17 protein-coding genes are annotated in these 25,826 nt (G+C 44.1%); 9 read left to right on the top strand and 8 right to left on the bottom strand.

Annotated elements, in window-relative coordinates:
* Positions 1-102: 102 nt before the first annotated feature.
* Positions 103-1,254 carry an integrase core domain-containing protein gene (locus ABV001_RS12580; protein ID WP_352423133.1) on the bottom strand — a complete coding sequence of 384 codons (1,152 nt, stop codon included), beginning with the start codon at positions 1,252-1,254 and terminating at the stop codon, positions 103-105.
* 139 nt (positions 1,255-1,393) lie between these two features.
* Between ABV001_RS12580 and cobC the strand changes: the two genes are divergently transcribed.
* From cobC to ABV001_RS12550, 6 genes are all read left to right on the top strand, one after another.
* Positions 1,394-1,924 carry an alpha-ribazole phosphatase gene (gene cobC, locus ABV001_RS12575; RefSeq protein ID WP_352423132.1) on the top strand — a complete coding sequence of 177 codons (531 nt, stop codon included), beginning with the start codon at positions 1,394-1,396 and terminating at the stop codon, positions 1,922-1,924.
* A gap of 95 nt (positions 1,925-2,019) precedes the next feature.
* Entirely contained in the window at positions 2,020-3,501 is a 1,482-nt protein-coding gene (locus tag ABV001_RS12570) for a cobyric acid synthase (RefSeq protein ID WP_352423131.1), read from the top strand.
* 85 nt (positions 3,502-3,586) lie between these two features.
* The gene (locus ABV001_RS12565; protein ID WP_352423130.1) at positions 3,587-4,693 is read left to right on the top strand and encodes a pyridoxal phosphate-dependent aminotransferase; all 1,107 of its coding nucleotides are present in this window, start codon (positions 3,587-3,589) and stop codon (positions 4,691-4,693) included.
* Between the two features lie 15 nt (positions 4,694-4,708).
* Positions 4,709-5,668: an adenosylcobinamide-phosphate synthase CbiB gene (gene cbiB, locus ABV001_RS12560; RefSeq protein ID WP_352423129.1), complete on the top strand. Its 960-nt coding sequence runs from the start codon at positions 4,709-4,711 to the stop codon at positions 5,666-5,668.
* Positions 5,669-5,880: 212 nt separating this feature from the next.
* Positions 5,881-7,017, top strand: coding sequence for an AAA family ATPase (locus tag ABV001_RS12555; RefSeq protein ID WP_352423128.1), 1,137 nt, complete (start codon positions 5,881-5,883; stop codon positions 7,015-7,017).
* A gap of 130 nt (positions 7,018-7,147) precedes the next feature.
* Positions 7,148-7,678 (top strand): DUF192 domain-containing protein, encoded by a 531-nt coding sequence (locus ABV001_RS12550; protein WP_352423127.1) that lies wholly within the window; start codon positions 7,148-7,150, stop codon positions 7,676-7,678.
* A 120-nt stretch (positions 7,679-7,798) separates the two neighbouring features.
* Here the strand turns inward: ABV001_RS12550 and ABV001_RS12545 are convergent, their stop codons facing one another.
* Together ABV001_RS12545 and ABV001_RS12540 are read right to left on the bottom strand one after the other, a co-directional pair.
* Positions 7,799-10,210, bottom strand: a complete 2,412-nt coding sequence (locus ABV001_RS12545; RefSeq protein WP_352423126.1) for an alpha/beta hydrolase family protein — start codon at positions 10,208-10,210, stop codon at positions 7,799-7,801.
* 29 nt (positions 10,211-10,239) lie between these two features.
* On the bottom strand, positions 10,240-11,001 hold the full coding sequence (locus tag ABV001_RS12540) for an SDR family oxidoreductase (protein ID WP_352423125.1): 762 nt from the start codon (positions 10,999-11,001) through the stop codon (positions 10,240-10,242).
* Positions 11,002-11,277: 276 nt separating this feature from the next.
* Here ABV001_RS12540 and ABV001_RS12535 point away from each other — a divergent pair, with 276 nt between their 5' ends.
* From ABV001_RS12535 to ABV001_RS12525, 3 genes are all read left to right on the top strand, one after another.
* Positions 11,278-11,508: a putative signal transducing protein gene (locus ABV001_RS12535; protein WP_352423124.1), complete on the top strand. Its 231-nt coding sequence runs from the start codon at positions 11,278-11,280 to the stop codon at positions 11,506-11,508.
* 38 nt (positions 11,509-11,546) lie between these two features.
* Positions 11,547-12,674, top strand: coding sequence for an AI-2E family transporter (locus ABV001_RS12530; protein ID WP_352423123.1), 1,128 nt, complete (start codon positions 11,547-11,549; stop codon positions 12,672-12,674).
* A gap of 342 nt (positions 12,675-13,016) precedes the next feature.
* Positions 13,017-15,563: an ATP-dependent Clp protease ATP-binding subunit gene (locus tag ABV001_RS12525; RefSeq protein WP_352423122.1), complete on the top strand. Its 2,547-nt coding sequence runs from the start codon at positions 13,017-13,019 to the stop codon at positions 15,561-15,563.
* Between the two features lie 82 nt (positions 15,564-15,645).
* Here ABV001_RS12525 and ABV001_RS12520 read toward each other — a convergent pair whose 3' ends face one another.
* The 5 genes from ABV001_RS12520 to ABV001_RS12500 form a co-directional block, all read right to left on the bottom strand.
* Positions 15,646-16,740 carry a glycoside hydrolase family 88/105 protein gene (locus ABV001_RS12520; RefSeq protein WP_352423121.1) on the bottom strand — a complete coding sequence of 365 codons (1,095 nt, stop codon included), beginning with the start codon at positions 16,738-16,740 and terminating at the stop codon, positions 15,646-15,648.
* A 93-nt stretch (positions 16,741-16,833) separates the two neighbouring features.
* A complete protein-coding gene (locus tag ABV001_RS12515; protein ID WP_352423120.1) occupies positions 16,834-19,605 on the bottom strand; it encodes a glycoside hydrolase family 2 protein in 2,772 nt (923 codons plus the stop codon).
* Between the two features lie 69 nt (positions 19,606-19,674).
* Complete coding sequence (locus tag ABV001_RS12510) at positions 19,675-21,150, bottom strand: RagB/SusD family nutrient uptake outer membrane protein (RefSeq protein WP_352423119.1); 1,476 nt, start codon at positions 21,148-21,150, stop codon at positions 19,675-19,677.
* A gap of 27 nt (positions 21,151-21,177) precedes the next feature.
* A complete protein-coding gene (locus tag ABV001_RS12505; RefSeq protein ID WP_352423118.1) occupies positions 21,178-24,432 on the bottom strand; it encodes a TonB-dependent receptor in 3,255 nt (1,084 codons plus the stop codon).
* A gap of 270 nt (positions 24,433-24,702) precedes the next feature.
* Complete coding sequence (locus ABV001_RS12500; RefSeq protein WP_352423117.1) at positions 24,703-25,680, bottom strand: FecR family protein; 978 nt, start codon at positions 25,678-25,680, stop codon at positions 24,703-24,705.
* Positions 25,681-25,826: the final 146 nt, after the last annotated feature.

Raw genomic sequence — 25,826 nt, 5'->3', positions numbered from 1 at the left:
TCTAAGTTTCTTAGACGTGTCAACACTTCGTTGACAAACCCTATAGGGTTTGCGCCTTCTAAGGAAGGCAAAATATCAAGAGATCATTGACATATTGCATTTTTAAGACAAGGGCATCACAAACTCAAAATAGTGGTAAACCACACCTTTGTGTTTGACGACCAACAGATGTTTATCAATTTGGACAATAGCCTCTACATAGGTGTAAACCAAATTTTCAGTAACCGCAAAGGTGCTGTTCAAAAGATGAAGTTTCAAATCACTTCTAATGAAACGGATAAAAATCAATTGGCTATCTCCAACAATAGGTTTGTGGCTCAAATCCACTTCCTGAGAGAACTTTGAGAGATGTTTCATTTCCCTAACGAGTTCTTCGGGAGTCCTGTTGTTTTGTGACGAATACCTGTGTTGGGTATTATGGAAAGTGGAAAAATCTTTTGCCTTCACTTGCATTTCATCCAATGAAGAAAACCGGGAGTTTAGAAATAGATTTTGAACATTATCATTGAACTTTTCTACTACACCATTTCTCCAAGGCTCCGCAGGTGGAATAAAGATGGGGGTTACCCCGTGACTAAGAGCGATCCTGAGCAATAAGCCCAGTCCCCTGGGATGGCGGTTACTCCCCCTGAAAGATAATTCATTATCCATCTGTAGATAGTCTGGCATCTGGTAAAGTCGCCAAAAATCAACTATTCCGGGAACGATACTCTTTGCCGACTTATTGGTAATCGGATAAACTCCAGCCATATGGTTGTTTTTGTCGATAACGGTAAAAACATAGAATTTGAAACCACCCTTCAGATATCGGGGTCCGATCAGGTCCATCTGTTGGACATCGTAGTAATGGGTTGGATATTCTTTGGGCTTACCGGTTGTCGTCTTGGGTTTCCTTACCAGCCCGTTCCTCTTCAAAACTCTGTTTATGGTTGAAACCGAAGGTGCTTGTATTCCTAACTCTTTCAATTCATAAAGGATGCTTATGGCCCCTTTTTGGGAATAAGGTTTCCTTGCAAGTCTTTTCCGGACTTCAATGATGGCATGTTCAATATCCCCAGGCAGTTCTGAGGAGTGTGTCAGGGGAGCCCTTGAGTGCTCCCTATACCACTGAGGCTCGGAACTGTTTTCGTATCTTGAAACCCATTTGTAAATCCATTGGCGGCTTTTTGAAAGCTTCGTGGATATTGAACTCACCGATACTCCTTGAAGGTATGACTGTACCGCTTCCTGTCTTAATTTTTCTTCGCTGTCCATGTTTTTGACAGCAAAGTAGGCAATATTTCAAAGAACTCTTTAAATTTTATTGTAAACGATCTGATGACACGGATTGACAATTAAAGTGTCAACGATGTACTGATATTTATCAATTGGTAATTAGTAATTGGTAATTTTCATGAAGTTTTATCTCGTCCGACATACACGCGTGAATGTACCATCAGGTATCTGTTACGGACAGACCGATGTGGCGTTGGCCGATTCGTTCGTGACAGAATCGGAATCCATCCGGTCAAGGCTGTCGGGAGTACACTTCGATCATGTTTTTTGCAGTCCGTTAAACCGATGTATGCAACTCGGCTCATTGCTGGATTATCCGTTGCAACCCGACGAACGGTTGAAAGAACTGAACTTCGGCGAATGGGAGAGACTAACATGGGATGAGATTTTCGAATCGGAGACAGGAAAGAAATGGTTTGCCGATTATTTACACGAAGCTTGTCCGAATGGAGAATCCTATCAGGAGATGTTGTACAGGGTAGAGAGTTTTATCGGAGATTTACCTGAGACCGATGGTAATATACTGGTCATAACGCATGCCGGGGTTATCCGCGCATTCCAGGTATTATTGAAGGACTGGCCGGTAAAAAAGGCATTTGATATGCCCATTGCTTATGGACAAATTACGATTTTAGAGAGACAATCATAAGGTTATAAAAAAAGTATGATATCTTACCTTTTGGTTTCATACCATTTGGTAAGAAAATAGAATAAAGAGAGATCGTCAATAAAGGAATTTTATCAATGAAGAAACTTCGTCCTATTATGTTTGTCGGTACCGGTTCCGATGTAGGAAAGTCGGTAATCAATACCGGTTTCTGCCGTATATTCCTTCAGGATGGCTACTCCCCTGCCCCCTTCAAGGCGCAGAACATGTCGCTCAACAGCTATCCCACCGCGGACAATCTCGAGATAGGGCGCGCACAGGCTGTACAGGCAGAGGCGTGCGGCATCGATTGCTCTGTGGAAATGAATCCGGTTTTATTGAAACCGACCGGAAACTCCATGTCGCAAGTGATCCTCAATGGCAAGCCCGCGGGTAATAAATCGGCCCGTGAATATTTTATTGAAACCGATCGTGATATGCTTTTTACAGAAGTAATGCGTTCGTTTAAAAGGCTGGCTGACCGCTATAACCCTATTGTAATTGAAGGAGCCGGCAGCATTTCAGAGATCAACCTCTGGAAAAAAGACATCGTGAATATGCGTGTGGCACTGCATACCGGTGCCGCTACATTTCTGATAGCCGATATAGACAAGGGAGGCGTTTTCGCCAGTGTATATGGCACGTTGAAATTGCTCCCCGATGCAGAACGCGATGCCATCAAAGGGATCATCATCAATAAATTCAGGGGAGATATCAGCCTGTTTGACGATGGCAAAAAGATATTGGAAGAACTGACAGGAAAACCGGTAATCGGTATTGTTCCCTACTGCAAGGGACTTTTTATAGAACAGGAAGATGGTGTGGTGATCGAAAAGAAAAAAACAGCTTTCGAACCGGGCAAGATCAATATCGGAGTGGTATTATTGAAACATCTCTCCAACTTTACCGATTTCAATATGCTGGAATTGGTGCCGTCCGTGAACCTTTTCTATTCGGACAATCCGGAGATATTATCTCAAGCTGATATTATTGTCATACCGGGATCAAAAAATACGCTATCCGATTTAAAAACATTACGGGAAAAAGGTCTTGACAGGACTATTCTGGCGCATCACCACAACGGAAAACCGGTTTACGGTATTTGCGGCGGTTACCAGATGATGGGAGAAGAGGTGCGTGATCCCGACGGTGTGGAGGGAAATATCCCGTCACTGCCCGGATTGGGAATCCTTCCAGTCATTACTACCCTGGCAGAGGGGAAAGAAACCCGGCAATGCCGTTTTTCATTCATCGGATCCGACACCCCTGGTATTGATTCGGACATCTCAGGTAAAGGTTACGAAATACATGCAGGACATACACCTTCCAACCGCCCACTCTGCCATATGGAAAACGGTGAAACGGACGGCTATTTCCTGAACGACAAAACATGGGGAACCTATATTCACGGTATTTTGGACAATGCCCCGGTCATTGAAAAAATACTACATCAGATAGATCCTACTATTTCCGCCACTATAGATTATACGGCCCGCAAGGAAGAGGGATATAACCGTCTCGCCGACCTGATCCGTGAGAATGTGGATATGGAGTATGTTTACAGGTGCTTAGGTGGTTGAGTGGATAGGTGGTTGAGTGCCTAAGTGGGAAGGTTGGACGATGTCACTTTTAATTTTTCACTTTTAATTTTTAATTTCCAAAAGGATGCATACAGGTCATGGCAACGACATATACGACTATCCGGATATAAGGTGCGACTTCAGTTCCAATATACCTTACCGGAACGCATCGGCAATCATTGCGGATTATCTGAAAGACCGTATGGATAACATCTATAATTATCCCGATCCGAATGCTCGAAAACTAACATCACGATTAGCCGATTTTCATTTGGTTTCTCCAAACAATATATTGATTACGAATGGCTCTGCGGAAGCATTCTATTTGCTCGCACACCTTTTTCAAAACCCAAAGAGCGTGATACCCTATCCAGCTTTTTCGGAGTATGAAGATGCCTGTCGTGCTTACCGGCATAAGCTTTCATTCCTGCCGGTGGAATCATTGCAGGGCAGTGACAGTTCCAAAACAACATCATTACAGGACACCGTACGTTTCAAAGCCGATATGGTTTGGTTCGGCGTGCCAAACAATCCTGATGGAACGATTGTGGATAACGAAACGATTTCCCGTTTCTGTAGTGAAAACCCTCAGACCGCTTTTATCATGGATGCAGCTTATGATGCCTTATGCCCGCGAGGTGAATCGGTGAAATCATTGCAGGGAAAATTCAAGAATCTGATTACCGTCCATTCGCTTACTAAAACATTCGGTATTCCCGGATTACGCCTGGGTTATATTGTGGCCGACCGGCAAATAATAGACGGTATCCGCTCATTGCGCCCCCCCTGGTCGGTGAATGTATTGGCATTAGAAGCAGGCAGTTTTATCCTGGAGAATTGGGATAAACTGTTGCCGGATGCCGCTTCTCTTTGTGCCGAATCAGCACAATTGCAACAAGAAATTGCGGCAATACCGCAATTCGAGGTGACCGCGTCGCCTACCAATTTCTTTTTAGTGAAGATGGGAGAGCGCACATCGGCAGAATTAAAACAGTACCTGGTGGATAATTTCGGCCTGTTGATCAGGAATGCGTCCAATTTCAGGGGATTGACCCTGCAACATTTCCGTCTTTCTGTACAGGAGGGAAGTTGGAACCATCAACTCATCGAAGCACTGAAACTGTTTATACAGGATGGAAAAGGAGTTTCAATCAGACAGCAAAACTGTATTTCAAACAACAACCAATCATAAATTGACCATATTACTTTGCTTCAATTTTTTATCACATACCAGAATTTTCTGATTCCACTATTGGGAGGTTTGTTGTTGGATACGCTTATAGGCGACCCACATCGTTTGCCGCATCCGATCAGATTGTTCGGCAGCATGATTTCATGGTGCGACCGGCAGTTTAACCGGGGGGATCATAGAAAGAGGAAAGGCGTACTTGTCGCTTTAGGATTGGTATCCTCAGTCTTCCTGTTTTTATTTGGGCTTCAAAAGATGCTCTACCCCTACCCTGTCGCTTTATACATCATCAACACCATTCTCTTCTTCTATGCCATCAGCAACCGAAGCCTGATCTCCGAAGCAATGAAAGTAGAAACGTGGGTGGTGAAAGGTGATATTCCTGCCGCGCGGAAACAGTTGAGCCGGATCGTAGGACGCGACACTTCCCGGTTAACCGCTAAACAGATCCGCACGGCAACATTGGAGACGTTGGCCGAAAATCTCAGTGACGGTGTAATCGCCCCCCTCTTCTTCTACACACTCGGTGGTATCCCGCTGATGATGGCATACAAGATGATCAATACAATGGATTCCATGATTGGGTATAAAAACGAGAAATACAGCGATTTTGGCTGGTTTGCCGCCCGTATTCTGGATGATGGGGCTAATTATGTTCCTGCACGGCTGACCGCTTTGTTGATGGTTTTGTTCCCTCCCTCCGGAAGAGGGTTCCGCTTTATCAACCAATATGCCCGATGCCACGCAAGCCCCAATTCCGGTTATCCCGAATCGGCATTGGCCGGCATCCTCGACTGCCGCTTCGGCGGACCGAACACCTATCATGGTAAATTAGTGGAGAAGCCCTATATCGGAAAAAACGACAGGGATCTGACTCATGCCGACGTGCGGCGTGCCTGTTTTATCAACATACGGGTTACACTCATAACGGCGCTGATAATCCTCCTGTTATTTTATGGAATATTTTACCTTCACTAAGGAATCTCACCTTTTAGTAACATACCTTTTGGTCACACACCATCTTATTACACACTTTAGTTTCAAACTAAACGGTTTCAAACAAATTAGTTTCAAACTTTTTAGTAACATACCATTTGGTAACATACCATTTAGTAACATACCATTTGGTAACATACTTCTTGGTAAGATATTTTTTTATATCTTTGCCGCATATTGTTTAAAACGGAGGGATGAATATGACAAAACTACCTTTTACTTTTGGCAAATCTACCGACACGGAAAATTTCACCGACAGGGAGAAAGAGAGCACGAGGCTGGCACTCAACTTTAAGTCGTTGATAAACACAATGATTATTTCCCCTCGCCGATGGGGAAAAACTTCTTTGGTAGATTCCGTCGCAAAAACAGTGATGGCTGAAAACAAAAATATAAAAATATGTTTTCTCGACATTTTTAACGTGCGTAGTGAAACAGAATTTTATGAGCATTTTGCCAAAGAAATTCTCCGGGGCACTGCGAGCCGTTGGGAAGAGATGGCGTCGAATGCCAAAGATTTTCTATCCCAACTATTACCAAAGATCACCTTCTCGCCCGATTCGTTGGCGGAAATTTCATTCGGTATAGGCTGGGAAGGGTTACAGAAAAGTCCCGACGACATTCTTAACCTTGCTGAGAATATTGCCAAATCAAAAAAGATACAGATTGTCGTCTGCATCGACGAGTTCCAGGCAATTGCCGATTTCACCGACAGTCTCTCTTTTCAGCGTAAACTCCGCGCGCACTGGCAACATCACCATAATGTGGCTTATTGCCTTTACGGCAGCAAGCGCCACATGCTGCTTAATATTTTTTCCGATGTCTCCATGCCCTTCTATAAATTTGGAGATATTATGTTTCTACAAAAAATCGACAATGCCGTATGGGGACAATTCATCAAAAAACGTTTTGAAGAGAGCGGTAAGAAAATCAGTCTTGAAACCGCCGAATACATGGCCGCAAAAGTCGATAACCACAGTTATTATGTGCAACAACTCGCCCAGCAATCCTGGCTTCGAAGCCACAAAACCTGCACCAAAGAAATCGTCGACAGTTCACTGCAAAGCATTAAAAATCAGCTAAGTTTACTTTTCACAGGACAAACGGAAGGCCTCAGCACCACACAACTAAATTTTCTAAGAGCTGTACTGAACGGAGAAAAATCATTTGCTTCACAGGAAGTATTACAAAACTATCGTTTAGGCACTTCCGGAAATGTCTCAAAAATAAAATCCGCCCTTTCCTCTAAGGAAATAATCGACATACAGGAAAAAAAAATAGATATCCTGGACCCAATCTTTAAGCTTTGGTTGAAAGAAGATTATTTTTAGTCACTCTTCATAAAGTATATCTGTATATATTTGTAGTCAGAAATTACATATCATTTTCTTGAGATCAGGGAAACGAGCTTAAATAAAAAGCAATTAAAGGCAATTAGCATCAACAAAAAACATAAATAATATGTCACAAAAGAAAAAAAACAAGCGGAATATATATCTGGTAATCTTATTGATTCTAATCGTTGGACTAACAGTATACTACACACAAAGGGGTGGAGGTGATCAGGAAATATTTACCGAGTCCGAAGTAATGGATATCCCCTTCCGAAAGCAGGGAGAATTATCCTTTATAAGCCAGCTGGGTAGCGACACATTGGCAATGATCGACATTGAAGTGGCCGATGACAACCAGTTAAGGGCACGCGGACTCATGTACCGCCGCTCCATTCCGGAAAATGCCGGAATGTTATTTGTTCAGGGTATGGAAGAGATACAGAGTTTCTGGATGAAAAACACCTATATTCCGTTGGACATCCTTTTTGTGAATGCCAATAAGGAGATCGTGACCATTCATGCAAACACCACCCCATTGAAAGAGTGGAATTATGCCTCCACAAAACCGGCGCTCTATGTAGTAGAGGTAAATGCAGGTTTCTCAAACCGGCACGGGATTGGTACGGGAGACAGGATTGAATTCACCATCTCAAAATAATCACCCTCTCTCCAAGTCCCTCACTCTCCCAGTCACCAAGTCCTCCAGTCTCCCACTCAACCACTCAGACATTTATCCACTCGGGCACTTATCCACTCGGGCACTTAACCACTCAGGCACTTATTTCACATATTTCTCCAACCACTGATCCTGCTCCCACAACAAATGTAATATATTTTCACGTGCAGCATACCCATGGCTTTCCTTCGGCAGGATCACCAGACGGACGGGAGCACCAAAACTCTTCAGCGCCTGGAAGTACCGTTCGCTCTGCATGGTATGTGTACCGGAATTATTGTCGCTCTCCCCATGGGTAAGCAATAGGGGCGTTTTCATCTTATCGGCATGCATGAACGGTGACATGGCATTATAAGTCCCGGAAGCCACCCAATAGTTCCGCTCTTCCGCCTGGAAACCGAACGGGGTGAGGGTCCGGTTGTATGCCCCGCTGCGGGCGATACCTGCGGCAAACAGGTCAGAATGTGTCAACAAGTTTGCTGTCATAAATGCGCCATAAGAATGTCCTCCCACGGCAACCCGTTTCCGGTCGATATATCCCAGTGAGTCCACGGCATCTATCGCCGCTTTGGCATTAGCCACCAGTTGTTCCACAAATGTATCGTTGGGCTGTTCATCCCCCTCTCCCACAATGGGAAAAGCGGCATCATCAAGGATAGCATAACCACGTGTTACCCAGTAAATGGGGTTTCCATACGACAGGTAGGTGAATGAATTGGGATTGGCTGTAGTTTGTCCCGCACTGCTCCGGTCTTTGTATTCAGTAGGATATGCCCACATGATCATGGGTAGTTTCTCTTTTTTCTCCCTATCGTAACCGGCCGGCAGATATAAAGTACCGGTAAGTTCTACCCCATCGTCACGTTTATAACTGATCACTTCCTTATAGACATTATCCATACTTTTGAAAGGATTTTCAAAGGCGGTCAATGGCTCCGGTGTGCGTTTATTCCTGATATTACGGATATAATAATTGGGGTATTCAGTCGGTGATTCAATGCGGATGATGACCGTTCCTTTTTTACTATCGACAAACGTAACCAACTCTTCCACTTTGTCGGTATAAGCGGATTGATAGATCCGTTTCTTTTTCAGCGTTTTCAAATCCAGTTCGTCGATGAACGGGAATTGCCCTTCTGCCGTAAATCCGTCTCCAAAGAAGTAAATCGAATTTCCGTCCATTTGCAACGTATAGGTTCCCATTGCATTCTTTGCTGTTTGCGGATAGCCGGGATCATCATACACATCCTGGTAGTTCCGGTCGACAAGGATACGCGGCTGTTGGTTGTTATCAGAAGGATTAAAAACATACATCTTCTGATTCCGGGTATTCCACCAGCGGTCATGAAGTATGGCGTATTCATCGTTTCCCCAGGTAATGCCGGCATAACGGTTGATGGTTTTCACCAGCGAACGGGGTGCACCGGTGAAAGGGGCATCGAGCTGGAACACTTCATCGCGGAAATCAACCTTCACCTCCGGGTCGCCTTTATCGAGCGCCTCCACCCAACAGAGGGCAGACGGCCTGTCGGAACGCCAGTTAATATTCCGCTTTCCCTCCTGTGTAGCCATAAATCCTATAGGAAGGTTTTCCAGTAACGGCTGTTCGTTGAATTTCATCAAGAAATCTCCATCGGCCGTATAGATCTCTGTAACGTTCGGGAAACTGTAATAAGGCACAGTATACGAAAACGGACGGGAAAGCGTTGTCAGCAACAGGTATTTCCCATCCGGCGAAAACGATTGCCCTGTATACATGCCAGCCCCTTTCCAGCGACTCTTCACACCATCGAACCCGATCTTATAAAGTTCCGATGTCATCAGCGTTTCGAAATTAGCCTCATCGACCGGATTTTTCAACAGGTCCTGATAGGTACGGTTTTGTGATATCTGGCCGTCACTGACCGAAACAATCGGTCCTTCGGGCAAAGCCTTTTGGGTATCGATCAGGCCGGCGCGATCTTCGGGAAGTATCCTTACCAATAATCCCGATCCATCGATACACCAACTATAGGGAAATCCGGCATTGGCATTTACCTTAGCACCCGTCAGTTTTTTCGCCTGCAAGGTCTTCAGGTCGGCAATCCATAATTCAACTCCGTTTTCTACCGTATTGGTAAAGGCGAGTTTTGTCTCATCAGGCGAAAAAGAGAGATACGCAATAAGAGGATCGGAAGGTAAGCCCTCTATTTGCCTCACAGCCGTCTCCCTTGTCTTTTTATAGCGTATATTATTGACATAGGTTACCGTACTCGATATATTGGCATCGGGATTGATACGCAATCCTGCTAACCGCACCTCAGGCTGATTCAAATCTGACAATGTCTTAAAGGTGTTCCTGTAAAGGAATAGCATTTGCTCGCCTTTGCTGTCCATATTAACTGATGGCGCTCTCTCGATATCGACCAGATCCAGAATCTCAGCCGGTGGTACCTGATAAGTGATATTTTCCTGTGATTCAACAAACCCGGCTGTCATAAGCAAAATCAATAAAATGATAGAAACTCGTTTCATAATGGATATATTTTTTGTTTACCATTGGATTACACGTTATTTTTATGAAAAACTGAGGCCGATGCCTGTGCCGTAGGCATTACAACCATATCGTTTATATTCACGTGCGGCGGACGGGAAACGGCAAACCAAATACATTCCGCGATATCATCGGCCACTAAACACTCATACCCCTCATACACTTTATCCGCACGTTGCTTATCCCCATGAAAACGCACAATGGAGAATTCTGTTTCCACGGCACCCGGACAGATCTGGGTCACTTTTATATGATGAGGAAGCAAGTCAAAACGCATTCCTTTTGTCAAAGCATCCACGGCATGCTTGGTAGCACAATATACATTTCCGTTGGGATAGACCTCCTTTCCGGCAATGGATCCGATATTGACGATATGTCCTTTTTTACGGGCAATCATCCCTTGTGAAACAGAGCGGGTAACATACAACAAACCCTTTACATTGGTATCGATCATCCGGTTCCAATCAACGCTGTCACCTTGTGGAAGCGGCTCCATACCAGAAGCCAGTCCGGCATTATTCACCAATACATCTATATTTTGCCACTCCAAAGGCAAATTTCCCAGAGCTGTATTCACCTCCTCTTCATTCCGCACATCGAAACAGAGAGTCAATATATGAAAACCACCCTCTTCGAGTTTACTCTTCAACAGATTCAATCTATCCTGTCGTCTGCCGGTGATTATTACACCGAAACCATTTTCGGCCAGTTTCAGGGCTGTAGCCTCTCCTATTCCGGAAGTGGCACCCGTAACCAATGCTATTTTTTCCATATTATTCAATTTCAGATTCAAGAACCAAGACTTTGTAAACTAAAAACTAAAAGTGAAGAACTAAAAGTAATTTTTCACTATTCGCCCCCCAGTCTCCCGATCTCCCCACTCTCCAAGTCTCCCCGTCTCTTCTTAACTTCTCTAAATAGAATCATCAAAAATACTGTAAAAAACCATACAACCCTCATTTTAATAAACAAAATCTCGTTTCTATAAACAAAAAACTCTATCTTTACGTTAATCTAAAAATAAGATCATATAACAAAAATATCGTCTATGGAGGAGCATTTTATTACGGTGAAAACATTTGCTTTCCCCGCCGATGTATCCATCGTCCAATCATTTATGGAAATGAGGGGAATTGAGACCTATATGAAAAATCTCACTTCCAACAGAATGGCTTACACCCTTGGAGAAATAGAGATGCAGGTGAAAAGTTCCGACTACGAAACTGCCAAAGAGGCATTGATTGAAGGCGGATTTTCAAAACCGGAAGATTTCATATGATTGAACCGGACGGAATGGCCTAAAAAATTAAATTTCCAATGTCAATAGAACAAGAAAAAAAAGAAACACGGTATAAATATATCCTGATTGGATTTCTGGTATTCCTGGGACTGATTATTTTCAGATATACACGTCCCTATATGAGTGGGTTTCTGGGTGCGGCCACTTTGTATATCCTTGTAAACGGACAACAGAAATTCCTCACACAGAAGCTTAAATTCAAAAGGGCAGTCAGCGCATTGCTCATTGTGCTGGAAGTTCTCTTTTTCATCCTTATTCCTCTTACCGGCCTTACTTTTTTAGTGATTGACACCGTCTCCGGCATATCTATTGACCCTGAAGCTATTTTACGGCAATTCAACGAGTTCGTCGATTCGTTGGAGGAAAGACTGGGATTCAATATCTTCACTCCTGAAAACCTGTCTGCTCTGCCGAGGGTAGGCTCCAATATCATTCAAATGCTTGGGAATAGTGTATATTCGCTTGTGATCAATGTCGTCGTGATCCTCTTCGTATTGTATTATATGCTTTTCAATAACAACGATTTTGAAACGGCTATCAGGGAAGTTTTGCCATTCAAGGAAGAAAATAAGCAGATCCTGGCAGAAGAAACCCGTTTAATCATTCAGGCAAACGCAGTTGGTATCCCGCTTCTGGCAATTCTCCAAGGATTTTTCGCCTATTTGGGATATCTCTATTTCGGCATCGACAGTGCGATTTTATATGCCGTGCTTACTGCTTTTTCCACCATCCTGCCGATTGTAGGCACCATGATTGTCTGGGTTCCTTTGGGAATTTCACTGTTGATCGGGGGAGATTATGTGAATGGTATCGCCTTGCTTATATATGGCATGTTTATTATTGGCGGCGTGGATAATGTGGCCCGTTTCCTGCTACAAAAAAAACTGGCCGATATCCATCCGTTGATCACCGTATTTGGGGTACTTATCGGGATTCCCATGTTCGGTTTCTGGGGCGTTATCTTCGGGCCGCTCCTGCTTTCACTCTTCATCCTGTTCTTCAACATGTTTCGCCATGAATATATACCGGGATCAAAAGCCGAACCCCGGGTTACCACACGCATCAAAACAAGAAAAGTGAAAATACCGATGGTCGATTCCGTCAAAACTAAAAAGAAAAAGGATATTACTCCGGGATCTGAATGATTCGGCTTCGCCAATTCTATAGTTATTCGGCTTCGCCAATTCCATAGTTATTCGGCTTCGCCGTTATTCGCTTCGCGTTATTCAATGGTAATTCATGCTTCGCATGTAATTGCAATCGAATTACTACTGAACAACTATCGAATAACAACTGAATAACCATCAAATAACAACTGAATAACCATCAAACATCTATCCCATCTTTCTTTGGCATTGTTTTTGCAATTCTACTTGGAATGGTCTTATAAATGAGCGATCATTTTTTTAGATGACCGTCAAAAAATTTTATTCGATTTAAAATAAAAGATTATATTTGTAGTCGATAGCTAAGAAGGGAAAAAATATATGAATAGCAACTTTTCACAACGGGTCAGGGACATCATGGCATACAGCCGCGAAGAAGCAGGAAGGCTCCAGAATAACTACATAGGACCGGAGCATCTTATGCTCGGCATCCTCCGCGATGGCGACGGCTTGGCTATTCAGGTGCTCCAGGATTTCGATATCGATCTGCATGTGTTGAAAGATTATATAGATTCACATGTACGTGCCACCCAGGAGCCTTATGAAGGAACCAATGAACTCGTGATCAATAAGAATACGGAAAAAGCATTAAAAATGAGTATTCTGGAAGCACGCCTCACCAAGAGCCAGGAGACCGACTCTGAACATATTTTGTTGGCGCTGCTGAAAGAAAAAAGCACTCTGATCAATGATATCCTCACACAATTTCAGCTCGATTATTCAAGCGCGTTTCTTTATATAAAGAGTATTCTTGATAACCAGGATGAAGATGGAGACAGGCAATCACCCACCGCAGGAGCCAACTTCACCGACGACGATGATGATGATCCAAACGAGAAATACCCATTCAGTCCCGGAGGAGGGCAAGGTTCTTCGTCACAGACCAAAAGCAGCGGTTCTGACACGCCCGTGCTCGATAATTTCGGAACGGATATCACCCGCGCCGCACTGGAAAATCGCCTCGATCCGGTAGTGGGCCGCGAAAAAGAGATTGAGCGTATTGCACAGATACTCAGCCGTCGCAAGAAAAACAATCCGGTATTGATCGGTGATCCCGGTGTGGGCAAATCGGCCATTGTGGATGGACTTGCCCTGCGTATCATGCAGAAGAAAGTCTCCCGTGCATTATTCGACAAACGGGTGATCGCCCTCGATATGGCATCGATTGTTGCCGGAACAAAATATCGCGGCCAGTTTGAAGAGCGTATCAAAGCGATACTGAACGAACTGTCGAAAAATCCGAACATCATCCTCTTTATCGATGAGATACACACCATTGTAGGAGCCGGAGGTGCTGCCGGGTCGCTGGATGCGGCTAACATGCTGAAACCTGCGCTGGCACGGGGTGAAATACAGTGTATCGGAGCCACCACGCTGGATGAATACAGGAAGAATATAGAGAAAGATGGCGCACTGGAACGCCGGTTCCAGAAAGTGATCGTGGATCCCACTACAGCGGAAGAGACATTACAGATACTGCGTAATATCAAGGAGCGGTATGAGGAACACCATAATGTACGGTATACCGACGATGCGCTGCAAGCATGCGTGAAACTGACCGACCGTTATGTTTCCGACCGCACTTTCCCCGACAAGGCGATTGACGCCCTTGATGAAGCGGGTGCCCGGGTACATATCTCCAACATAGTGATACCCAAGACTATCCAGCAACTCGAAGAAGAGTTGAAAGAGGTGGAACAGCAGAAAACCGACGCGGTGAAAGCCCAGAAATATGAGCTGGCGGCCAGCTACCGCGATAAACAACGCCAGTTGTTACTGGCACTCGAGGCGGAAGAAGAGCGTTGGCAGAAAGAGATCAAGGAAAAGCCGGAAATCGTGGATGAAGAAAAGATCGCCGAAGTGGTCGCCATGATCTCAGGTGTTCCGGTACAGCGTATTGCGCAGGCCGAAGGACAGCGGTTGCTGGAAATGCGCGATGAACTGAAGAGCAAGGTGATCGGCCAGGATGAAGCGGTAGACAAGATAGTGAAAGCCATCCAACGGAACCGGGTAGGATTGAAAGATCCCAACAAACCCATCGGCACTTTTATGTTCCTCGGTCCTACGGGAGTGGGAAAAACGCATTTGGCAAAAAAATTAGCAGAGTTCTTATTCGACTCGGGAGAAAACCTTATCCGCATCGATATGAGCGAATATATGGAGAAATTCAACGTATCCCGTCTCGTGGGGGCACCTCCGGGATATGTGGGATATGAAGAGGGTGGACAGCTTACGGAGAAAGTACGCCGCAGACCCTACTCCGTGGTATTGCTCGACGAGATCGAAAAAGCTCATCCCGACGTATTCAATATCCTGCTTCAGATCCTTGACGAAGGGCATGTGACCGACAGTCTCGGACGGAAGATCGATTTCAAAAATACGATCCTGATCATGACCTCCAATATCGGAACACGGCAATTGAAAGATTTCGGCCGGGGTATAGGGTTCAATACGAACCAGGATGTGACCGATGCCGAATACTCACGCAACATCATCCAGAAAGCGCTGAACAAGGCATTTGCGCCCGAATTCCTGAACAGGGTGGACGATATAGTGATGTTCGACCAGTTGAGCAAAGAGTCGATTTACAAGATCATCGACCTTGAACTGAAAGGCCTCTACAAGCGTATTGGCGACCTCGGATACAATGTTGTCCTCTCCGAACCGGCAAAAGAATTTATTGCCAACAAGGGATACGATGTGCAGTTCGGAGCACGTCCGCTAAAACGGGCTATACAGAAATACATTGAAGATGAAATGGCCGAGATGATTATCCGAACCGGCATGAAAGAGGGCGAAACGGTTTTAGTCGATTTCGACAGTGAAAATCAAAAGATTGTAATGAAAGTGGAAGAAAAAGTGGAATAGTACATTCCACTTTTTCTTTTTAAATTGATCCAATCACCTTCCGGTAAGCGTCGTAATCTATAAAGTGAGCGATAAGGTCAACTTAACGCAGTTTAATCACTTCACTTCCTGCGAGTAAAAACGCTCCGGTTCCATATACTTCCCAGCTATCTTTATCAAAATTCTTACGTGGATCAGCACCAATGGGCTGTACCCATCCTACCCGGCCTTCTTCATTCACACAATTATTCAAAGCTATCCAACATTTCTCAATAGCCGGTTTATAGGTCTTACTATCCAGTAAACCGTTATTTACTCCCCAGGCAAACGCATAACAGAAGAATCCGGAGCCGCTCACTTCCCCGCCGGGGTACGAATCCGGATCGAGCAAACTGGCTCTCCACAATCCATCCGCTTGTTGGAGATACAATACACGTTCTGCCATTTCCTTGAATAGCTTCTCATAGAAAGGGCGCTCCGGATAATCCGCCGGCAATTCCTCCAGAAGCCGGGCCAGACCGCCCATGACCCAACCATTTCCACGGGACCAGAAAATACGTTGGCCATTTGCTTCCCAACGATCGGTTGAGTCCCCCTTTATGACATAATTCAAATCGCGCGCAAAAAGCTTTTCATCCTTATTATATAACAGGTCGTAGCATTCTTTAAAATATTGATCATTATATTGGTAATACATCGGATCATTCAATGTCGTGCCAAGTTTCGCCAAAACAGGTGGAGCCATGAACAAAGCATCACACCACCACCATTTGATCACCTGGATTCCTTTGTATGGATAAGGATTCTCCAATAAGATCGCGAGAGTGTCAATGGTAGGCTGAATCATCTCCTGTCGTTTTTCAATCCTGTACAAATCGATATAGGTCTGACAAATAGCCATATCGTCCGCATGGTACCAGCGCCTGTAGGGTCGCCATTGCGTGGAATCATTTCCCATCACCATCATCGCATCGTAGATCGTCTGCGATTTTGTAGTTTCCCAGGCGGCAAACATGCCGGCATAAAAAGCTCCGTTTGTCCAGTCATTTTGGGCATGACGGGGATTTTTAATCTGCCACTCAGCCACTTTGTCCATTGTTTGCCTGATCGTTTCAGGATTAAAAACCGAATCCGGCTTTTGTGTACTACAAGATAGGAATAGCAATATTCCTCCGATAAAAAATAGAATTTTCTTCATTTTCAGTTTGTTTTTATTAAGTATTTATCTAAGTTTCTCTTGTCTTATGATTGCAACTAAAGCGTTCCTGCAACAATGATGTCCATACATGTTTCATGGAATGAACTTCAGATAGACTTTTCCCCTTAATGGTCCGGCATGCCCGGAACTCAAAAAATAATTCTGCTGGCTCTGCGGCCCAAGCTCTCCGGCTTGTTTGAATTTCGTCCCGACCGGGCTGATAGCATTGAGTATGGACAACTGTCCGTCCGGAAACTTTCCGAGTGTATTATCGTTGTTGCGCTTCACCGGATCATCAGGAGTAAACAAATGGAGAAACAGGTCTTCGGAAGCAGCTACTATCCGTATGACTCCTTCATCCGTAGTAAGGTCTGCCGCATAAAGGTTAGCATGAAACCCTTTAAATTCAGGATATTCCCAGGATTCTCCGGTGACGGTGTTATTATACTCTTTTTCCCAGATATTAAAAGAAACACCCTTTAGCCTGTTTTTCCAAACCCTGTAAGGTCCGTTCCCCAGCCACTTGATATGCTTTACTTTATCCTCCGGATAATCAAAGGTGATCCCTATGTGATCATGATAACCACCCACATCAAATGAATAGTCAATCCCGATCCATCCCGAAGGCAATAATGACAATGTAATCACATTCCGCCCGCTCTGTCTGCGACTATCCGCATCTTTAAAGGTCAACTGTATTTTCTCAACATTATCTTCCGCCACCCTATCCAGTTCATCCACGACCATATTTCCGCTGGTAAATCGGGGACCGTTGGCAAGGGATAATCGCCGGCCATCGACTTCAATCAGGCGAATAAGCCCATCCGTCCGGTTTATGACAAGTTTGGTATCCTTACTGCTCAATATGATCTCATCATTCCGCTCTTCCTGCTTTACAATATCGGTATTCTCTTTTTCAATTAGCCTTGCAGCATACCGGGAAGCCGGGGTTATTGTCCGGGTCCAGGTATAGATCTCCCTGCCATATATATCGGTAGCCGTCAAGAACAAAGCATCATATTCAGAAATATTCTCCGGAACAGAAACTTTTATCAAACCATTGAATCCTGGTGGAATATCAGGAACCGAGACATCTGCAGCCAATTCTTTTTTTGTACCGATTAAATAATCGAAATTAATCCATTTTGCAGTGAAAGTGCATTGGTTCAGGTTGGTGAAATGATAACGATTCTGCACCCTGAAAACACCGTCGAAAGTAAGCGGCAGGAAGGGCGTTCCTTCCAGATAGATGGGCGACCAGATCTCTTTAATGGTATAAAAGCTGCCTTCTTTTTCACGAAAAGGGCCCACAATACCATCCGCGGCATGATTACCATCGGTGTCCATCTCGTTATTCCTGTCATTCCGCACGACACCCTGGTCTACCAGATCCCATAAAAATCCACCGACACCTAAAGGATTGGATTGGATAAGGTTCCAGAAATCATCCAATCCGGCTCCATGCCCACCGTCATACAATCCATGCATAAACTCGGTGGGAAAGAACAACTTATTTCCATTGAACAGGAAATGGGTTCCTACTCCATACGCCGGATAGTGATAGGTATTGGTATATTCTTCCTCAAGCCAGGGGTGGAAAACGTGCCGCTTTTGAATATCGAATCTGGGATATTCCGGCAACAGGTCGAAATTAAATCCGCCTTCATTGCCATTGGCCCACATCACAATACCCGGGTGATTTACATCTCTGACAATTAATTCCCGGACGAGCTTCATCCCTGCTTCAGTGTCGTACGCAGACTGCCAACCGGTAAGCTCGTCAATAACATACAGACCCAGTGAATCACAGATGTCGAGGAAATGCCGGTCGGGAGGATAATGCGACATTCTGACAGCATTCATATTCATTTCCTTTATCAGAAGGGCATCCATCAAGCTGATGGAATAGTTCGTTGCCCTTCCTGTGGTAGGCCAGTGGGTATGCCTGTTGACTCCTTTCAACTTTATTTTGGTTCCGTTGATATAGAAACCATCACCCGGACGCAACTCTGCCGTACGAAAACCAAACTTTTCAGTGATAGTATGTATGCTTTTTCCGTTCCTGGTCAATGACACTTCTACCTGATACCTGTTCGGAAACTCGGATGACCACAATTCAGGATGATCAAACAGACCGGATAAACGGGTTATACCGGTATTGTCTGTATGACCGGCGATGGCACTACCAAACAACTCACCATCCAACGTTTTAACCTGGGCGGTAATTTGTGAATGCTTTATATTTTCACTTAAAAAAACATCCATCAGAAAAGTCCCATCGCACCGCGCGTCAATGGCCACACGATCAATATGCTCCCTGGGAAGCGCCTCCAACCATACAGGACGGTATATGCCTCCATATACCCAGAAATCAGACTTCCGTTCAGCATTCTCCACCGATTCGTTCGAAGAGGATTTATGTACGGTAACTTCAAGAAGATTATCTTTACCGAATTGCAATAAGTCCGTGATATCATACTTAAAACAGTAAAACCCTCCCTGATGGACTTCTCCCGCAGGTTGCCCGTTAACTTTCACCCCGGTATCGGTCATTACACCTTCAAACACGATATTCACCTGTTTCCCTTTCCACGTTTCCGGAAGCATAAATTGATGGCGGTACATGCCTGTTTCATTGATACGTTCCTTATCATGTCCGTAAGTGAACTGGCCAAACCCCTCGAACTCCCAGTTAGAAGGGACCGGGATCTTAGTCCATTCTCCGCTGTTGCGTCCTGCCGTACAGAAAAAATCCCACAAGACGGTATCATCACTCCCCGTACCGGACAGATACAGCGATTCTGTCTGCTGGGCATAAGATAAAGAGGTGAACAAACTTATACACCATAAAATAATTTTCTTCATAACACGAAGGTACATAAAAGTTTTAGACCACAGAGCAAAAATCTCACTCTGTGGCCTAAAATATAACCATTACTTATACAAACTATTCTGTACTAAATTAGGGTTAGCATCCAATTCATTTTGAGGGATCGGGAAAACATAATGTTTTTCTTCCACTTTGTATTTTTTGATGCGTGTAGTCATCAGGTTCATCCGTTTCATATCAAACCACACATGACCTTCCTGGCATAATTCCCATAACCTTTCCTGAAATATGGCTTCCCGAAGCGTCTCCTTCGTATAGCCGGCTACAGTTAAAAGAGGAAGTCCGGCTCGTGCCCGCACCCTGTTAATACCGTATAATGCATTGGCAGTAGGCCCGTTCAATTCATTCTCAGCTTCGGAATGCATCAATAACAGATCTGAAAATCTGGTTATATAATGATTCAGGGCATAGTCAGCCGTACCGTTGCCTACATCTGTCCTGTCGATATATTTATTATAGTGGGGAATGGATATATCTTCCGGATAGGTATAGGTTCTCTCCGGGTTGTTTATTCCCTGATAAGACAGGACAAAAGTCTTGCTTCTCCGCTTATCTGTGGTTACCATACTATTGAAAAACTCCGTCTCTACAGTAAGCGACGACCATCCATCCAGCTTGATCTGATCACCACTTCTGATACCTGTAAAAGTAGGCCAGTCCCAACCTTGCCCCATAAAACTCTCATATTCCACACTGAAAATATACTCAGGCCCATGTTCATTTTCCAGCAAGAATACCCTTTCGTAATCTTCTTCCAGGTCATAACCATAAGCAGTGTTATCAATAGCTGATTTGGCTTCCTGTGCCGCTTTGCTCCAGTATTCGGTTTTATTCCAGGGTTTTCCCGCATACGACAGATAGGCTTTGGCTAACATGGTTTGGGCAGCACCTGCGGTAGCCCTTCCTACATCCGCGCCGGTATTCTTCGCATTCAGGTTATTCCTGGCATATTCAAAATCATCAAAAATAAGTGTCCATACCGCATCACTTGTCCCTTCATTCGAACTTTCAATTTCAGCCATATTCTCCTCCGTTTTAAGAGGGACATTCTCAAAGAACCGGATCAGATAAAGATAGGCAAGCCCGCGCAAAAAACGTGTTTCACCGATTATTTTCTCCTTTACGCCGGCATTCTTAAACTCGGTATTGTCCAGATAAGTAAGCACTGTATTTGCCCGGTTGATGGTAACATATAACTGGGACCATATTTGGTAGAAACCCGTAGAACTGGTTGTCCATGTAAACTGATCCATTTCTGTACGCCATGCTTCGCCCGAACTGTTATTCCATGTGGCTTCTCCCGGATATTCGGCAGCCAGTATAATCTGACGCTGAAAACTATTGCTACTACGCAAAGTATTATACACAGAGATCAACGCCGCCTTAGCATCATCTTCGGTTTTATAAAAATTGGTCGGGGTAATATTACTGTACACTTTCTCCTCCAGAAAACTGTCATGACAACTATTCAGAAATAACAGTGCGGCAGTTAAAGCGAATATTGTTTGTTTAACCTTCATAATAATCACACTTTAATAATTAGTAAATCAGAATGATATATTCACTCCAAACAGTACCGCCTTGGCAGACGGGTATGCATTATAATCAACACCTAACTGAAGATTACTATTTCCCTGGGAGTTCACTTCAGGGTCAAAACCACTATAATCGGTTATGGTGAACAAGTTTTGTCCGGTTACGTACACACGGAGGGAATTCATAAATCTGACTTTCCCGAATGTATAACCTAATGTCATTGTTTTAACCCTCATATAACTGCCATCTTCTATCAACCAGTCTGATTGCAGTAACAGCGGATCAACAGTCACACGCGCCCTCGGAATATTGGTATTTGTATTGGTCGGTGTCCAGCGATTCAGGATTTCTCTGCGTTGATTTCCCCAGGGACCTGAGATGTTTGTCTCTGCACGCTGGATGTTGATGATGTCATTGCCATACGATCCCTGTAGATACACAGAAAAGTCAAATCCTTTAAAAGAGAAGTTGTTGGTCCAGCCATAAATAAAATCAGGGTTTGGATCTCCCACAATCATACGGTCGTCCGTATAATTGATCTTGCCGTCTCCACTTTTATCCACAAACCGCGCGTCGCCCAATTTGTCATTGGCCGAAGAACGTGGACCTGCAGCCAACTGTGCTTCATCCTGGAATACGCCGTCGTATTTCAACAGATTCCATACACCTACCGGTAATCCCGGTTCAAGCCAGCTTCCGTTTACTTTTAAGTGACCGGACAAGGTTCCCTGTGTACTGGGTGTATATCCCGGTATTTCCAACACTTTATTACGGTTTCTCGACCAGTTCATTTGGGTGTTCCATTTAAATTCCCCGGTGAAAACATCTGCCCCTAAAGCTATTTCTATGCCCTTATTCTCCAGACTCCCGATATTTTTAAATATCGAACTGAATCCCACTGAACTTGGGGTACTGATATTCCACAATAGATCAGTGGTCTTTTTATAGTAATAATCCACCACCAAAGACAATCTGTTATTGAACAATCCTATATCCACTCCTCCATCCGTAGTGGCCGTTGTTTCCCATTTCAAATCGGGATTCGGAATATTATTAGGCCCTACACCGGAATTCAGGGTTCCTCCCAACGGATAATTCATGGTACCAAGCATGGCCAAAGACTTGTAATTGTCTATATTCTGGTTGCCAGTCTTTCCATAGCTCACTCTTACTTTAAGATTAGACAGCCAGTCCAGGTCTTTCAGGAATGCTTCTTCAGAAGCCCTCCAAGCCACTGCAAAAGAAGGAAAGAAAGACCATTTATTATTCTCTCCGAATTTAGAACTACCATCGGCACGTGCCGTCAATGTAAACAGATACCGGTCTTTGTAAATATAATTCACCCTACCCAGGTAAGATGCCAATTGGCTCTGCGACCTGCTTGATCCGGGTTGACCGTACGTGGTTCCGGCTCCCAAGTTATTGGCCAAATACAAGTCTGTGGAGTAACCGGTAGACGAAGCCTCAAAATATTTGTAATGGAATATCTGCCAGGTATAACCTCCGACCACATTCAAAGAATGATCCCCAAATACCTTATTGTAAGTCAGGATATTTTCATTCAAATAAGAGGCATCTTTGCGATACCTTTGATTGGCCTCCCCGTTTTTAGTACTCCCCCTGTGCGTCTGTTTAGGCCAGTAAAAAGCCCTGTTGGCCGTGGACATATCTGCCCCGAAAGTAATCTTCAAAGTTAAATCCTTCATAATTTCCCAGCTTGCATCCACAGAACCCAGAAAACGGTCTATCTCCTGATCATCTTTATAATGATTGACCGTAGCCACAGGATTATTACTGGGAGTGCTTCCGGGAGTAGGATTTGTCATGGTATAATTACCATCTTCATCATAAATAGGTACAGATGCAGGCATCACCACGGCACCATGCACAACGCCTCCTGTACCGCCCCCTCCGTCACCTTCGGAAGGCATTCCATTGGCCCAGCTATGACTGGCTGTGATATTCGTACTAACCGTCAAAGTCGGTACTATTTTTATGTCCAGGTTGGAACGGAAAGATGCGCGGTTAAAATCACTGTTTTTAATGATCCCGTCCTGGCCGAAATAGCCTCCACCTATGGAATAGCGGATACCCTCATTACCACCGACTACACTAAGGTTATAATTTTGAGTGGGCGCACTGGTAAAAACTTCATCCTGGTAATCCACACCTTCACCCAAAGAAGAGATATCGGGGAAATAATAAGGATTATTTGCATTGGGAAATACCGGGCTTTGTCCGTCATTGGCTCTTGCTTCATTTACCAGAGTGGCATATTCCTGGGCATTCATCATATCAAGCTTTTTTGCCACTGTCTGTACGCCATAATAAGCATCTAAAGTAACCCGCGGCCTTCCTATATCTCCTCTTTTTGTGGTGATCAATACCACTCCATTAGCTCCCCGTGCCCCATAGATTGCCGTTGCTGAAGCATCTTTCAATATTTCTATGGAAGCAATGTCCGCCGTATTTAATGTGGCCAACGGATTCTGTGCGGTACCGTTACCTCCGGCGGAACCGCCGGCGGAGACGGGAAATCCATCTACAACATACAAAGGCTCATTACTACTACTCAATGAATTACCTCCCCTCACACGGATTGACACCCGACCACCGGGAGCCGAAGAGGCCTGCGACACCTGCACACCGGCTGCTTTACCCTGGATAGCCTGGTCAAGCGAGGTTACAGGCGAACGTTGTATATCTTCCGATTTAATGGATGATACCGAGCCTGTCAAGTCCCGTTTTCTCATTGTACCATAGCCTACAACCACGACCTCTTCCAATGTTTTTGTATCTTCCTGCAAAACAATATCGAGGGAATTCCTTCCTGCGGAGTTGATATCCTGAACCAGATAACCGATATACGAAATCTGGAGTACGGCATTGTCTTCTACTTGTAAGGTGAAATTCCCGTCTATATCGGTTACGGTTCCGTTGGTTGTCCCTTTTTCAACAACATTAGCGCCGATCACGGGCTCGCCGTTTTCATCCAGCACCTTCCCGGTCACCGTTTTTCGGTCCGCTTGTCTGATGTCGGCCTGCGCAACAGCATCTTTCTTCGACAAGATTATTTGGTATTCTTGTATTTCATAGTGTATACCCTTGTCTTTCAATACAGAGGCCAATACATTGGCAATCGGCTGATTCCGTTCGTTCACCGAAATTTTCACTTGATCATTTATTTCGGTGTTGTCATACATAAAAGTATAAGGATAGTTTTTCTCAATATAAGTGAAAAAATCTCTCAAGCTTATGTTATTCATTTTAACATCAACGCGCTGCATATTATCGGCATACACACTGGTTAACAGAAAGAATAACAAAAAGGATAATAATACCTTTTTACACATGATAAATATGATTTAAATTAGATAAATTGTTTTTTTAACTATATTTGTAACCCTAAACAACAAAATCACCTGATGTTTACCGATGAATAATCGATAACACAAAGAAGTGGATGAGTATTGGATGTTTAGTTCTTAAAGCATGAAGAATGCCCGTTCTTCATGCTTTTTCTTTTCGGTAATTCTTTATTGCAGACGAATATTCACCTCCTTTCCCTCTATTTTATACGCTATTGGCGTCATTTTATTCAATAAGGTTAATAACTCCTTCAATGATTCGGTTTTGACAACAAATGTATAATGACGGTCAGGATTTACATTTTCAAGAGTAATCTCCACTCCATACCAACGCTCCAATTTTTTAGCCACTTCATAAATATTATTGTCATAAATCTTCAGGATGTTATGTGTCCATAACTTGGTTATTCCGGTATCATCGTCAGCAATGCTGCACTTCAGGTCCGATTTTGAAACCCGTCCCATTTGATTGGGACGAAGCTGTGCCAGAACAGCTCCATTTTTATTATTGAGGAGCGAGACCAACCCGCTTTCAAGTGAAACGGCTATATCCGGATCAACATCATAAGCAGATACATTAAAGCTTGTACCATGTACCTGCACGTTTACATCCCCCGATTGAACAATGAATACCCTACGGGGATCCTTTGTCACTTCGAAAAAAGCCTCTCCCTGCAAATGAACCATGCGTTGCCGGGATTGAGTGGAATAGGTCAATGTAGAACCTGAATTCAACCAGACCCTGGACGAATCGGGAAGTGTAAGCAAAGCCTTTTCACCCAAAGGGGCATATGCTGTAAATTGAGTCGATCCACCTTCCCTGTTACCAAGCAGAAATGAAAGAGCCGCCCCGAAAAGCAAAGCAACGCAGGCAGTAAGACTTACATATTTGATCAGTACCTGTTTCGAATAGGATACGGCAACCACAGGAAGATCAATTATTTCCCGGATCTTCGTCCATATTGGCTCCTTATCCGGCAATGAAGGCGTAGCTTCCTCCTTCAGGAATCTCCATTCTTTTTCGAGTGAACGAAAGACTGTGCGGTGTTCAACGCTCTCCGCAAGCCATTTTTCGACCTCTTCTTTTTCCCATGGAGAAGCCTTTCCACTCAAATAAACAGCAATTTGTTCGTAAGGGACTTTCATCTCTTTTTCCATTTAAAATCCAAATAAACTTGGATAATTCATTTTAATTAACTTTATAATTTTATCTTTGTATCAGGGTGTTAAGAGGAAACAGGCTCTACTGGGGAGCAACCTGTCAGCAATAAGCACCCTGACGGTACGCGGTA

The sequence above is a fragment of the Proteiniphilum sp. genome, from assembly GCF_040307845.1.
In the GTDB taxonomy this organism is placed as follows: Bacteria; Bacteroidota; Bacteroidia; order Bacteroidales; family Dysgonomonadaceae; genus Proteiniphilum.
This window is presented reverse-complemented; position numbering and strand designations above follow the sequence as displayed.